16 protein-coding genes are annotated in these 13,083 nt (G+C 43.7%); 14 read left to right on the forward strand and 2 right to left on the reverse strand.

Annotation, left to right across the window (positions count from 1 at the left end):
- Positions 1–12: 12 nt before the first annotated feature.
- The 10 genes from metQ to glxB all read left to right on the forward strand — a co-directional run bounded on the left by metQ (position 13) and on the right by glxB (position 8,247).
- On the forward strand, positions 13–837 hold the full coding sequence (gene metQ, locus ACQVGT_RS04440) for a methionine ABC transporter substrate-binding lipoprotein MetQ (RefSeq protein ID WP_015483667.1): 825 nt from the start codon (positions 13–15) through the stop codon (positions 835–837).
- Positions 838–1,122: 285 nt separating this feature from the next.
- Positions 1,123–1,500, forward strand: a complete 378-nt coding sequence (locus tag ACQVGT_RS04445; RefSeq protein WP_014477920.1) for a carboxymuconolactone decarboxylase family protein — start codon at positions 1,123–1,125, stop codon at positions 1,498–1,500.
- Positions 1,501–1,693: 193 nt separating this feature from the next.
- A complete protein-coding gene (locus tag ACQVGT_RS04450) occupies positions 1,694–1,831 on the forward strand; it encodes a YuzK family famiily protein (RefSeq protein ID WP_014665305.1) in 138 nt (45 codons plus the stop codon).
- 193 nt (positions 1,832–2,024) lie between these two features.
- Positions 2,025–2,810, forward strand: coding sequence for a Fe-S cluster assembly ATPase SufC (gene sufC / locus ACQVGT_RS04455; RefSeq protein WP_003151872.1), 786 nt, complete (start codon positions 2,025–2,027; stop codon positions 2,808–2,810).
- Between the two features lie 17 nt (positions 2,811–2,827).
- Entirely contained in the window at positions 2,828–4,141 is a 1,314-nt protein-coding gene (gene sufD / locus ACQVGT_RS04460) for a Fe-S cluster assembly protein SufD (protein ID WP_014477917.1), read from the forward strand.
- Complete coding sequence (gene sufS, locus ACQVGT_RS04465; RefSeq protein ID WP_003228604.1) at positions 4,141–5,361, forward strand: cysteine desulfurase SufS; 1,221 nt, start codon at positions 4,141–4,143, stop codon at positions 5,359–5,361. The genes sufD and sufS overlap by 1 nt, the downstream gene beginning before the upstream one ends.
- Entirely contained in the window at positions 5,351–5,794 is a 444-nt protein-coding gene (sufU, locus tag ACQVGT_RS04470; protein WP_003222809.1) for a Fe-S cluster assembly sulfur transfer protein SufU, read from the forward strand. The genes sufS and sufU overlap by 11 nt, the downstream gene beginning before the upstream one ends.
- Before the next feature lie 20 nt (positions 5,795–5,814).
- Complete coding sequence (gene sufB / locus ACQVGT_RS04475) at positions 5,815–7,212, forward strand: Fe-S cluster assembly protein SufB (RefSeq protein ID WP_003228608.1); 1,398 nt, start codon at positions 5,815–5,817, stop codon at positions 7,210–7,212.
- A gap of 263 nt (positions 7,213–7,475) precedes the next feature.
- On the forward strand, positions 7,476–7,754 hold the full coding sequence (locus tag ACQVGT_RS04480) for an ArsR/SmtB family transcription factor (RefSeq protein WP_015251274.1): 279 nt from the start codon (positions 7,476–7,478) through the stop codon (positions 7,752–7,754).
- A 109-nt stretch (positions 7,755–7,863) separates the two neighbouring features.
- Positions 7,864–8,247, forward strand: a complete 384-nt coding sequence (glxB, locus tag ACQVGT_RS04485) for a methylglyoxalase (RefSeq protein ID WP_003240869.1) — start codon at positions 7,864–7,866, stop codon at positions 8,245–8,247.
- Between the two features lie 63 nt (positions 8,248–8,310).
- Here glxB and ACQVGT_RS04490 read toward each other — a convergent pair whose 3' ends face one another.
- Positions 8,311–8,586, reverse strand: coding sequence for a hypothetical protein (locus tag ACQVGT_RS04490; RefSeq protein ID WP_003243521.1), 276 nt, complete (start codon positions 8,584–8,586; stop codon positions 8,311–8,313).
- Complete coding sequence (sspG, locus tag ACQVGT_RS04495) at positions 8,586–8,732, reverse strand: acid-soluble spore protein SspG (protein ID WP_015384584.1); 147 nt, start codon at positions 8,730–8,732, stop codon at positions 8,586–8,588. The genes ACQVGT_RS04490 and sspG overlap by 1 nt, the downstream gene beginning before the upstream one ends.
- A gap of 158 nt (positions 8,733–8,890) precedes the next feature.
- Between sspG and ACQVGT_RS04500 the strand changes: the two genes are divergently transcribed.
- The 4 genes from ACQVGT_RS04500 to ACQVGT_RS04515 all read left to right on the forward strand — a co-directional run bounded on the left by ACQVGT_RS04500 (position 8,891) and on the right by ACQVGT_RS04515 (position 13,037).
- Complete coding sequence (locus ACQVGT_RS04500; RefSeq protein ID WP_015384583.1) at positions 8,891–10,009, forward strand: NAD(P)/FAD-dependent oxidoreductase; 1,119 nt, start codon at positions 8,891–8,893, stop codon at positions 10,007–10,009.
- Positions 10,010–10,111: 102 nt separating this feature from the next.
- A complete protein-coding gene (locus ACQVGT_RS04505) occupies positions 10,112–10,486 on the forward strand; it encodes a nucleotide excision repair endonuclease (RefSeq protein WP_015384582.1) in 375 nt (124 codons plus the stop codon).
- A 215-nt stretch (positions 10,487–10,701) separates the two neighbouring features.
- The gene (frlB, locus tag ACQVGT_RS04510) at positions 10,702–11,688 is read left to right on the forward strand and encodes a fructosamine deglycase FrlB (protein WP_015251278.1); all 987 of its coding nucleotides are present in this window, start codon (positions 10,702–10,704) and stop codon (positions 11,686–11,688) included.
- Between the two features lie 80 nt (positions 11,689–11,768).
- Positions 11,769–13,037: an ABC transporter substrate-binding protein gene (locus tag ACQVGT_RS04515; protein WP_015483664.1), complete on the forward strand. Its 1,269-nt coding sequence runs from the start codon at positions 11,769–11,771 to the stop codon at positions 13,035–13,037.
- Positions 13,038–13,083 lie beyond the last annotated feature (46 nt).

Consider the following 13,083-nt stretch of genomic DNA (forward strand, 5'->3'; position numbering starts at 1 on the left):
GGAGGATTTACATTGAAAAAGCTATTTTTGGGTGCATTACTGCTTGTATTTGCAGGAGTTATGGCTGCCTGCGGTTCGAATAACGGCGCTGAATCCGGCAAGAAAGAAATTGTCGTTGCGGCAACGAAAACACCGCATGCGGAAATTTTAAAAGAAGCTGAACCATTGCTGAAAGAAAAAGGCTATACGCTGAAAGTGAAAGTGCTTAGTGATTACAAAATGTACAATAAAGCTTTAGCTGATAAAGAAGTGGACGCGAACTACTTCCAGCACATTCCTTACCTTGAGCAAGAAATGAAAGAAAACACAGATTACAAACTTGTGAATGCCGGTGCTGTTCACTTAGAGCCATTCGGTATTTACTCTAAAACATACAAATCGCTGAAAGACCTTCCAGACGGTGCGACAATCATTCTGACAAACAACGTTGCTGAACAAGGCCGTATGCTTGCAATGCTTGAAAACGCTGGATTAATCACTCTTGATTCTAAGGTGGAAACAGTTGACGCAACATTGAAAGACATTAAGAAAAACCCGAAAAACCTTGAATTCAAAAAAGTAGCGCCTGAATTAACGGCAAAAGCATATGAAAACAAAGAAGGAGACGCGGCCTTCATCAATGTAAACTATGCGATCCAAAATAAATTAAATCCTAAAAAAGATGCAATTGAAGTAGAATCAACGAAAAACAACCCATACGCTAACATCATCTCAGTAAGAAAAGGGGAAGAAGATTCTGCAAAAATCAAAGCGCTGATGGAAGTTCTTCACTCTAAAAAGATCAAAGACTTCATCGAGAAAAAATACGACGGAGCTGTGCTTCCTGTATCTGAATAAGACAGAAACCCCGGATGAGAAATCCGGGGTTCAATTATTGACAAAGCCCTAAAACGATATTCGTTTTAGGGCTTTGTCATCTTTTCAGCGTGATTGAAAACCCTTGAAGTCTAGGAAGGCCGAGCATTGGAGCGGAGCGAATGTTGTAATTCGTGAGCACCAACGCGCAGGTCTGACAACGAATGCGAGGGTTTGCTGACACGGTGAAACCCCGGATGAGAAATCCGGGGTTTTCTTCGCGTATTTTCCTAAAAGCTGTTCATAATAAAAAGGAATGTTAAACAGATGGAGGGATTTTCTTTGAATCAAGACAGAGGAAGCATGCAGGACGCGTTAAAACAATATAAACATGGTTTAGGCACATTTGAACAAAAGATGCCGCTGATGGGACGAAAATTTAACGAATTTACTGAACAGTGCTTTGCCGGGAATTCTCTGACTGAAAGAGAAAAACAGCTGATCGCCCTCGGAATTGCCATCAATGCTCAGGACGAATATTGCATGATCTATCATACAAAAGGCTGTCTCGATCAGGGAGCGACAGAAGAAAACATTCTCGAAGCCGTCAGTGTGGCAGCGGCATTTGGAGGCGGCGCAGCTTTCAGCCAAGGCGTGACAGTCGTTCAACAGTGCATTGAGGAATTCGGAAACACCACGCATTAAGAGAAGGAATATTCCGAAAAACCATTCTCATTTGAACTGAGTGGATGCTTTCGTCTCATCTGCTGCTATTTCAAGCCATATCCTTTTTGCGGCATCCAACGAAGCACTGATACAATAGAAAGCAAATATATGAAGGGATTGATTCATTATTTGCAGCAGCCAGGACAGACTGAACCTCGATTATACGTCAGAAATGGAAAAAGCGATGCAGCTGTCACATGGAATTGGATACGAGGAATACGGACGCCGGCTGGAAACAAGAATGAAAGTAGAGCGGCAGAGAGAGCTTGATTATCAAAAAAGCAAGCGGATTTCTGCGGGCGCTTATTGAGAAAATCAATCTTTTAAAAAAGGGTGGGAATCCACTCTTTTTCTTTTTCAATGGCTTTAATAAAGTGCCGATCTTTGTTAAACTTGAGGAATGTGCGAGGCACGATAAAAAGTTGTATTTACTTTTCATTTGTTATAAAATTAGAATGAGAATAAAATGAGAATAATGATTATATATTTTTGGAGGTATAGATATGGCTGCTTCAACATTAACGATCAAAGATCTTCACGTTGAAATCGAAGGAAAAGAGATCTTAAAGGGTGTAAACCTTGAAATAAAAGGTGGAGAATTCCACGCAGTAATGGGCCCGAACGGAACTGGTAAATCCACTTTATCAGCTGCTATTATGGGGCATCCTAAATATGAAGTAACAAAAGGCAGCATCACGCTTGACGGCAAAGATGTACTGGAGATGGAAGTGGACGAGCGTGCGCAGGCAGGCTTATTCCTTGCGATGCAGTACCCAAGTGAAATCAGCGGTGTGACAAATGCCGACTTCCTTCGCTCAGCAATCAACGCGCGCAGAGAAGAAGGCGATGAAATTTCTCTTATGAAATTCATCCGCAAAATGGACGAAAACATGGAGTTCCTTGAAATGGACCCTGAAATGGCTCAGCGCTATCTTAACGAAGGTTTCTCAGGCGGGGAGAAAAAACGCAACGAAATCCTTCAATTAATGATGATTGAACCGAAAATCGCCATCCTTGATGAAATCGACTCAGGTCTTGATATTGACGCTTTGAAAGTTGTATCTAAAGGAATCAACAAAATGCGCAGCGAAAACTTCGGCTGCCTGATGATCACTCACTATCAGCGCCTGTTAAACTACATCACTCCGGATGTTGTTCACGTTATGATGCAAGGCCGCGTTGTAAAATCCGGCGGTGCAGAGCTTGCACAGCGTCTTGAAGCAGAAGGTTATGACTGGATCAAACAAGAACTTGGCATTGAAGACGAAACTGTTGGCCAAGAAGCGTAAGCGTTAGGGGGATTAATATGACACTAGGTACAAAACTATCCGTAGATCAGGAGTATCTCAAAAGCTTTTCCGAAAAGCACCAAGAACCTGCCTGGCTGAAGAACCTGCGCTTACAGGCTCTTGAACAAGCTGAGGATCTGCCGATGCCGAAACCTGACAAAACAAAAATCACAAACTGGAACTTCACGAATTTCGCGAAGCATACAGTTGATAACGAACCGCTTTCTTCATTAGAAGATTTGACTGATGAAGTGAAAGCGCTGATCGACGTTGAAAACGAAGATAAAACATTATACGTACAGCGTGACCAGACGCCGGCACATCTTTCTCTTTCTCAAGAATTGAAAGACAAAGGCGTCATCTTCACTGATATTCTGACTGCTGCACGTGAGCACAGCGACTTGGTGGAGAAATACTTTATGAAGGATGGCGTGAAGGTTGACGAACATAAGTTAACTGCACTTCACGCGGCTCTTGTTAACGGAGGAGCATTCCTTTATGTTCCGAAAAATGTTCAGGTGGAGACGCCGGTTCAGGCTGTTTATGTCCACGAAAGCAATGATACAGCTCTATTCAACCACGTGCTGATTGTGGCTGAAGACCACAGCTCTGTAACATATGTAGAAAACTACATCAGCACTGTAAACCCGAAAGACGCTGTCTTCAATATTATCAGTGAGGTCATCACAGGTGATAATGCCAGCGTGACATACGGTGCGGTGGATAATCTGTCAAGCGGTGTGACAACTTATGTGAACCGCCGCGGTGCTGCGCGCGGACGCGACAGCAAAATCGAGTGGGCTCTTGGCCTGATGAACGACGGCGACACGATTTCCGAAAACACAACAAACCTTTACGGTGACGGCACATACGGCGATACGAAAACGGTTGTTGTCGGAAGAGGAGAGCAAACAGAAAACTTCACAACACAAATCATCCATTTCGGTAAAGCTTCTGAAGGCTATATCTTGAAGCACGGTGTGATGAAGGATTCCGCTTCTTCTATCTTTAACGGAATCGGCAAAATCGAACATGGCGCTTCTAAAGCGAATGCGGAGCAAGAATCACGCGTGCTGATGCTTAGCGAAAAAGCACGCGGAGACGCAAACCCTATTCTTTTAATTGACGAAGACGATGTAACTGCAGGACATGCGGCATCTGTCGGCCGTGTGGACCCTATTCAGCTTTACTACCTGATGAGCCGCGGAATTCCGAAAGAAGAAGCAGAACGCTTAGTCATTTACGGATTCCTTGCACCGGTAGTAAATGAACTTCCGATTGAAGGCGTTAAGAAACAATTAGTTTCTGTTATCGAAAGGAAAGTGAAGTAATGAATATCACAGATATTCGTGAACAGTTCCCGATCCTTCATCAGCAAGTGAACGGACATGATCTCGTTTATCTCGACAGCGCGGCGACTTCCCAGAAGCCGCGTGCTGTCATTGAAACACTGGATAAGTATTATAACCAATACAATTCCAATGTTCACCGGGGCGTCCATACACTTGGAACCAGAGCGACAGATGGTTATGAAGGAGCGCGTGAAAAAGTCCGCAAGTTTATTAACGCGAAGTCAATGGCTGAGATTATTTTCACAAAAGGCACGACCACATCACTGAATATGGTGGCGTTAAGCTATGCGCGCGCCAACCTGAAACCTGGTGATGAAGTGGTCATCACCTACATGGAGCATCATGCGAATATCATTCCGTGGCAGCAGGCTGTAAAAGCAACTGGCGCCACATTAAAATACATTCCGCTGCAGGAAGACGGAACGATTTCTTTAGAAGACGTCAGAGAAACGGTCACAAGCAACACAAAAATTGTTGCGGTGTCTCATGTATCTAATGTCCTCGGCACGGTCAACCCGATTAAAGAAATGGCGAAAATCGCTCATGACAATGGGGCTGTCATTGTGGTGGACGGTGCACAAAGCACACCTCACATGAAAATTGACGTGCAGGATCTCGATTGCGACTTCTTTGCGCTTTCTTCCCATAAAATGTGCGGACCTACCGGTGTTGGTGTGCTGTACGGAAAGAAAGCCCTGCTGGAAAACATGGAGCCTGCCGAATTCGGCGGTGAAATGATCGACTTTGTCGGGCTTTATGAATCAACTTGGAAAGAGCTTCCGTGGAAATTCGAAGCGGGTACGCCGATTATTGCAGGAGCAATCGGCCTCGGTGCCGCCATTGATTTTCTCGAAGAAATCGGTCTTGATGAGATTTCCCGCCATGAGCACAAGCTTGCAGCTTATGCGCTTGAACGCTTCCGCCAGCTTGACGGCGTAACGGTTTACGGGCCGGAAGAGCGTGCCGGGCTTGTCACATTTAACCTTGATGATGTTCATCCGCACGATGTGGCGACTGTGCTTGATGCGGAGGGAATCGCAGTCAGAGCCGGCCACCATTGTGCGCAGCCGCTGATGAAATGGCTGGATGTAACTGCTACTGCAAGAGCAAGCTTTTATCTGTATAATACAGAGGAAGAGATTGATAAGCTTGTGGAAGCTCTTCAAAAGACAAAGGAGTATTTTACAAATGTCTTTTAATGCAAACTTAGATACATTGTACAGACAGGTGATTATGGATCATTACAAAAACCCGCGAAATAAAGGGGTTTTGAATGACAGCATTGTCGTGGATATGAACAATCCGACATGCGGCGACCGCATCAGACTGACAATGAAGCTTGACGGAGACATCGTGGAAGATGCGAAATTTGAAGGGGAAGGCTGTTCCATTTCAATGGCATCCGCTTCGATGATGACTCAGGCGATTAAAGGGAAAGATATTGAAACTGCCCTTTCCATGTCTAAGATTTTCTCGGATATGATGCAAGGGAAAGAGTATGATGATTCTATAGATCTCGGGGATATTGAAGCCCTTCAAGGCGTTTCAAAATTCCCGGCCCGTATCAAATGTGCAACCCTGTCATGGAAAGCACTTGAAAAAGGAGTCGCGAAAGAAGAAGGCGGCAATTAAAAGGATTGGAGTGAAAATGGATGGCTAAAAAAATGCCTGATATTGGTGAATACAAGTATGGTTTTCACGACAAGGACGTTTCCATTTTCCGTTCAGAGCGCGGATTGACAAAAGAAATCGTAGAAGAAATTTCTCGCATGAAAGAAGAGCCTCAATGGATGCTTGACTTCCGCTTGAAATCACTTGAGCATTTCTACAATATGCCGATGCCTCAATGGGGCGGAGATTTAAACTCACTGAACTTTGACGAAATTACGTACTACGTAAAACCGTCTGAGCGTTCAGAGCGTTCTTGGGATGAAGTTCCTGAAGAAATTAAGCAAACATTCGACAAGCTCGGTATTCCTGAAGCTGAACAAAAATACCTTGCGGGTGTTTCTGCTCAGTACGAATCTGAGGTTGTATACCACAACATGAAAGAAGATCTTGAAGCGCAAGGTATCGTCTTTAAAGACACTGACAGCGCGCTGAAAGAGAATGAAGATATTTTCCGTGAGCACTGGGCAAAAGTAATCCCGCCGACTGATAACAAGTTTGCGGCGCTTAACTCAGCTGTTTGGTCCGGCGGATCTTTCATCTACGTGCCTAAAGGCGTGAAGGTTGAAACACCGCTTCAAGCTTACTTCCGTATCAACTCTGAGAACATGGGTCAGTTCGAACGTACACTGATCATTGTTGACGAAGAAGCAAGTGTTCATTATGTTGAAGGCTGTACTGCGCCTGTTTACACAACAAACTCACTTCACAGTGCGGTCGTTGAGATCATCGTGAAAAAAGGCGGCTACTGCCGTTATACAACGATCCAAAACTGGGCGAACAACGTTTACAACCTTGTAACAAAGCGTACAGTCTGTGAAGAAAACGCAACAATGGAATGGATCGACGGCAACATCGGTTCTAAGCTGACAATGAAATATCCGGCTTGTATCCTAAAAGGCGAAGGCGCGCGCGGTATGACGCTTTCTATCGCTCTTGCAGGTAAAGGCCAGCATCAGGATGCAGGTGCGAAAATGATTCACCTTGCACCAAACACATCATCTACAATCGTATCAAAATCGATTTCAAAACAGGGCGGAAAAGTAACGTACCGCGGAATCGTCCACTTCGGACGCAAAGCGGAAGGCGCCCGCTCTAACATCGAGTGCGATACGCTCATTATGGATAACAAATCAACTTCAGACACAATTCCTTACAATGAAATCTTAAATGATAACATTTCATTGGAGCACGAAGCGAAAGTGTCTAAAGTATCTGAAGAGCAGCTCTTCTACTTGATGAGCCGCGGTATTTCTGAAGAAGAAGCAACTGAAATGATCGTAATGGGCTTTATCGAGCCATTCACAAAAGAGCTTCCAATGGAATACGCAGTTGAAATGAACCGTTTGATTAAGTTCGAAATGGAAGGTTCTATTGGTTAATGATGAAAACTCCTTTGTTTATCAAGGGGTTTAGAGATAGTTTTTAAAATGGCCGGCGTGCCGAATTTGATTGTAGAAGACGAACTTTTGAAGTTCGTCTTCTTTTATTTTTCAGAGACATATCCACTGTTATTTTAATGGTTTTAATTCCTTATCGATTAGAATATTTCAGACCTGCGCCGGATAGGTTCAGTTTCTATATCACGCAATCATACAGTTGCTTATACTTGACATGCAACCAATGAGTTGCTTATACTCAATATATGAATTGGAACAAAGACGCTATATTCAAAGCACTCGGCGATTCGACTCGGCGGCTTATATTAGACGAATTATCTGAACGCAACGAGCTGACGTTGTATGAACTTACGATACGTCTTATTACAAAGTACGACCTTTCTATTACGCGACAGGCGATAGCTAAACACCTTTCTGTACTGGAGGATGCAGGACTCGTAACATCAAAACGAAAGGGAAAATATCGAGTACTTATATTCAACAACGAACCGCTTAAAAATTTGCTGAAAGGATGGATAGAGTAATTTTATAAAACCAGTACTGAGTTTCTTACAAATGTTGGTTTGTTTTGCTTGAAGCCGGATTGTTTGCACAGTACCATGCACCATAAATATCAAAGGAGGCAACAACAATATGAAAATCATTGTGACTAGTATATTCGTGCAAGATCAAGACAAGGCACTGAAGTTCTATACAGAAAAACTGGGGTTTGTAAAAAAGGAGGATGTTCCCATGGGGAAATTCAGGTGGATAACGCTTGTTTCTCCAGATGATCAAGACGGAACCGAGCTTTTACTCGAACCGAATGAACATCCTGCCGCTAAGGAGTATCAAAAGAAGATATTCTCCGAAGGCTTCCCGGCCACAATGTTTGGCGTTGCAGATATTCAAAAAGAGTACAACCGATTAAAGGAAAAAGGCGTGACGTTTACGATGGAACCGACAAAAATGGGCGAAGTCACAATAGCTGTCTTCGACGATACATGTGGTAACCTTATTCAAATTGTACAGAAGTAACCGATTCAGTCGCGTCCTTTTTGTATGCAGAAGAAAAACCGCTGGCCGAGGGCCCGCGGTTTTTTACTCTTCTTCTGTCTCCTGATTGATAATTTGCTTTACAGATGATCTGCTGTTATTTTCTCTGTTCATCTCTCGCAATTGAGTATAAGCCATATCGAATTCCTCTTTTGTCATCTGCTTTGCGGCTAATGCAGAGCATAATATAGCAAAAGCAATTGGCATTGTATCAATGTGAATGTCGATATGGACCTCTGAGTTGCCGCTGTTTTTGATAACAGATTCAGTAGTGGGTATCTCTTGAGTATGTCTGTTGAGAGGAATGATGTTTTCGTTCATTAGTCTTCTCCGTCTTGTGACTGCGCCTGTGCCTGATCCTGATCTGTATTCACGTTGACCACGACTTTTGCATTACCGCTGTTTTGGACTTTTGCGACTGCCGCATCGCGTCTGTTTTCTTCATTTTCATGACGATTTTCGCTCATGGTATCATCCTTTCTCTATTGATAGTGACAGGATATTCGATAGGAGAGTAAAGAGATTGGACGAACTTCGCGGTTTTTCCACATTAGGGCAAAAGGTCGAAGGAAAGCATTTGATTTGGTAAAATGAATAGACATTATAATAGAAAAGGTGTTTGCATATGAATTCGTATATCATCGTCGGCGCAGGGATTCTGGGTGCGTCGACGGCTTATCATCTCGCAAAATCAGGCGCTTGCGTTACTGTCATTGATCGGAAAGAGCCGGGACAAGCGACTGATGCGGCGGCGGGGATCGTCTGTCCATGGCTCTCGCAACGCCGTAATCAGGATTGGTACCAGCTTGCTAAGGGGGGAGCGCGGTACTATAAGGATTTAATCCATCAATTGGAAAAAGACGGTGAATCGGATACAGGATACAAACGTGTCGGTGCCATCAGCATTCATACTGACGCGTCTAAACTCGATAAAATGGAGGAGCGGGCGTATAAGAGACGGGAGGATGCGCCGGAGATCGGCGACATTACCCGCTTGTCCGCAAGTGAAACGAAAAAGCTGTTTCCGATTTTAGCTGATGACTATGAATCAGTTCATATCAGCGGTGCCGCCCGTGTGAACGGAAGAGCGCTGTGCCGGTCGCTTTTAAGCGCTGCAGAGAAACGCGGCGCAACGGTCATCAAAGGAAATGCATCTTTGCTTTTTGAAAACGGAACAGTCACCGGCGTGCAAACAGATACAAAGCAGATTGCGGCTGACGCGGTCATTGTGACGGCGGGAGCATGGGCCAATGAGATATTGAAGCCTCTCGGCATTCATTTTCAAGTGTCATTTCAAAAAGCGCAGATTATGCATTTTGAAATGACAGATGCAGATACAGGATCGTGGCCGGTTGTAATGCCGCCGAGTGATCAGTACATTCTTTCGTTTGATAACGGCAGAATTGTAGCCGGCGCCACACACGAAAACGATGCCGGTCTTGATGATCTTCGTGTGACAGCCGGAGGCCAGCACGAAGTATTGAGTAAAGCGTTAGCCGTTGCACCGGGTCTTGCTGATGCGGCTGCTGTTGAAACAAGAGTGGGCTTCAGGCCGTTTACACCGGGATTTCTGCCGGTCGTAGGGGCCGTGCCGAATGTTCAAGGCCTGTACGCTGCAAACGGTTTGGGTGCTTCTGGACTGACGATGGGGCCGTTCTTGGGTGCAGAGCTCGCAAAGCTAGTTCTCGGAAAGCAGACAGAATTAGACCTTAGTCCTTATCATCCAGCCGGAGCACTTGCATAATAAGTAAGAGCATAACAAACAAATATAATAAAGCTGTTCTAGCTTTTCTTTTCTGTATGTGTTAGCATTTATCTTTAATGAAAAAGAGGACGTGAACTGATTTTGATAAAAATTGATATACCCGCACCGAATGTCACCATCACTGAACGACAGCAGTCAGCTAATGATAACGAGCCGAAAATAAAGGCGATTTACGGCTTCATTGACTTTCACCAGATCCCAAGGGACAAAGGCGGCATTTTTATGTTTTACAACATTCATGACGAGCTGCTGTTTGTCGGTAAAGCTAGAAAGTTAAGACAGAGAATTAAGAAGCATTTCGAAGACACTGTTTCACCGATCAAACATCACAGAGATGAAGTATATAAAATTGAGGTATGTGTAGTTGATGATCCAATGGAAAGAGAGATTTACGAAACATATATCATCAATACACAGCAATCGAAGTACAATATAGACAAGGTATTTTTTAAATAAGACGTCAGTCTGCGGATTGAACAGCGAAGCCAGAGCTTAAGTCAAGTTCTGGCTTTTGATTTGGGCATTTTTTCGCTTATAGACCCTTTGTCTATCATTTGAATAAATTATTGAGAAATTTCAGAAAATAATGTTGACAATCCTACCCGCGGACTTTAATATAACAATATATAATGTTATATAACGTTATATAATAAAAACGGGGAGTGAAGGATTTGAGTCAGGCCACAGCAAAAGTAAATCGTGAGGTTCAAGCTTTCTTGCAGGATTTGAAAGGGAAAACCATTGATCATGTATTCTTTGTCGCATGCGGAGGGTCTTCTGCCATTATGTATCCGAGTAAGTATGTGTTTGACAGAGAGTCAAAATCAATAAACTCCGACCTCTACAGCGCCAACGAATTTATTCAGCGCAACCCTGTACAGCTTGGTGAAAAGTCTCTTGTTATTTTGTGCTCGCATTCGGGAAATACCCCGGAGACAGTCAAAGCTGCTGCGTTTGCAAGGGGCAAGGGCGCACTTACGATTGCGATGACGTTTAAACCGGAGTCTCCTTTAGCGCAGGAAGCGCAATATGTTGCCCAGTACGATTGGGGTGATGAGGCGCTTGCGATCAATACAAACTATGGCGTTTTGTATCAAATCGTTTTTGGAACCCTGCAAGTATTAGAAAACAATACGAAATTCCAACAAGCAATTGAAGGCTTAGATCAATTGCAGGCTGTATATGAAAAAGCCCTTAAGCAGGAAGCTGACAACGCCAAGCAATTTGCAAAAGCCCATGAAAAAGAAAGCATTATTTATACCATGGCAAGCGGTGCAAACTACGGTGTCGCTTACTCCTACAGCATCTGCATTCTCATGGAAATGCAATGGATTCATTCCCACGCCATTCATGCCGGAGAATATTTTCACGGACCGTTTGAAATTATTGATGAATCCGTGCCGTTTATCATCCTGCTCGGTTTAGATGAAACAAGACCTCTTGAAGAGCGGGCGCTTACCTTCTCGAAAAAGTATGGCAAAAAGCTCACTGTGCTTGATGCTGCATCTTACGACTTCACTGCAATTGACGATTCAGTTAAAGGCTATCTTGCTCCGCTCGTTCTCAATCGTGTGCTGAGAAGCTATGCAGACGAGCTGGCAGAGGCGAGAAATCATCCTTTATCTCATAGAAGATACATGTGGAAAGTTGAGTATTGATCTGAAAATGAGGAACCATTATGCATTAGACTATAATGTTATATAACATTATAGTCTAATGTCCAGAGGAGGCCAACCCTTTGAAGAAAATGTTGTTGTTCTTGATCATTGCAGCTGTCAGTATGTTCACCATTGCAGGCTGTTCGAGCCAAAGCAGTTCAGCGGACGGAAAGGTGATATTGAAATTTTTCCACAGATGGCCGAAGGAGCCGGAAAAAAGTTATTTTGAAGAGGTTGTTAAGGAATTTGAAAAAGAACACCCAGATATCGATATTCAAATTGAAGCCGTTTTAAATGACTCCTATAAAGATAAAATTAAGGTCATGCTGGGAACCACCAGCCCTCCTGACATTTACTTCTCTTGGAGCGATGAGTTTGCTTTTAAATTTATCAGAGGCAATAAAGCACTTGATCTCTCGTCCTACTACAAAAATGACATCGATTGGTCATCACAGCTCGTTCAATCGCAAATTACACCATTTACTTATGAAAACAAGCAATATGGCGTGCCGTGGCAAATGGACGCTAAATCATTCTTCTATAATAAAGACATTTTCCAAAAGCTGAATCTTGATCCCCCGAAGACGTGGGATGAATTAATCGATGTGTCAAAAAAGCTGAAAGAACATGGCTACACACCGATCAGCTTCGGAACAAAGGCGACTTGGACAATCTCGCACTATATCGGCACGCTTAATCAGCGGATGGTCGATGAAAAAACACGGGAAAAGGACTATAACGCCAAAACGGGTGAATTTACTGATGAAGGCTATGTAAAAGCCCTTGAAAAGCTTCAGGAGCTGATGCCTTATTTTAATAAACATGTAAACTCCGTCGACCACGAATATGTGAGACAGCAATTTAAGAGCGAAAAGTCGGCGATGATATATGCGGAAACAGCGGAAATCAAGCTGGTTGAACCGGTTAATCTCGGGATGTTCCCATTTCCTAAAATCAGCGGACAAAAAGGATCTTCAGAAGCGTTAACGGGAGCGCCGGAAGGCTTCATGATTTCCTCAAGAACAAAACATCCGAAGGAAGCGATGGAATTTTTGCAGTTCTTGACGTCGAAAAAAATGGGCGAAAAGCTCGTGAAAGATGTCGGGAAATACAGTGCAGTGCAAGGTACTGCTACTGAAGAAAATGCAACAGCCATACAGCGTGAAGCCGTTCAGCATATTGTTGATGCCAAATCAATGGTTCCATGGTTTGATATGGATGTCGATGTTGAAGTCGCAGATGCGTACCTAACGGGCGTCCAGCAAATGCTTGGCGGCGACATGACACCGCAGCAGGTGATGAAAGCCGTTCAAAAGGCAGCAAAGCAGGTGAGGGCGTCAGCTGAATAAATCAAAGAAAAGGTGAAGCTTCGCACCTTTTCTTTTTATAAAGGAG

Source organism: Bacillus sp. SCT118, assembly GCF_058566435.1.

Excerpts from the sequence above, each read along its gene's own strand:
- ACQVGT_RS04445 (WP_014477920.1), top strand. The coding sequence starts at position 1,123 with ATGGAGGGATTTTCTTTGAATCAAGACAGAGGAAGCATGCAGGACGCG.
- ACQVGT_RS04450 (WP_014665305.1), top strand. The coding sequence starts at position 1,694 with ATGGAAAAAGCGATGCAGCTGTCACATGGAATTGGATACGAGGAATAC.
- sufC (WP_003151872.1), top strand. The coding sequence starts at position 2,025 with ATGGCTGCTTCAACATTAACGATCAAAGATCTTCACGTTGAAATCGAA.
- sufD (WP_014477917.1), top strand. The coding sequence starts at position 2,828 with ATGACACTAGGTACAAAACTATCCGTAGATCAGGAGTATCTCAAAAGC.
- sufS (WP_003228604.1), top strand. The coding sequence starts at position 4,141 with ATGAATATCACAGATATTCGTGAACAGTTCCCGATCCTTCATCAGCAA.
- sufU (WP_003222809.1), top strand. The coding sequence starts at position 5,351 with ATGTCTTTTAATGCAAACTTAGATACATTGTACAGACAGGTGATTATG.
- sufB (WP_003228608.1), top strand. The coding sequence starts at position 5,815 with ATGGCTAAAAAAATGCCTGATATTGGTGAATACAAGTATGGTTTTCAC.
- ACQVGT_RS04480 (WP_015251274.1), top strand. The coding sequence starts at position 7,476 with ATGAATTGGAACAAAGACGCTATATTCAAAGCACTCGGCGATTCGACT.
- glxB (WP_003240869.1), top strand. The coding sequence starts at position 7,864 with ATGAAAATCATTGTGACTAGTATATTCGTGCAAGATCAAGACAAGGCA.
- ACQVGT_RS04490 (WP_003243521.1), bottom strand. The coding sequence starts at position 8,586 with ATGAACGAAAACATCATTCCTCTCAACAGACATACTCAAGAGATACCC.
- sspG (WP_015384584.1), bottom strand. The coding sequence starts at position 8,732 with ATGAGCGAAAATCGTCATGAAAATGAAGAAAACAGACGCGATGCGGCA.
- ACQVGT_RS04500 (WP_015384583.1), top strand. The coding sequence starts at position 8,891 with ATGAATTCGTATATCATCGTCGGCGCAGGGATTCTGGGTGCGTCGACG.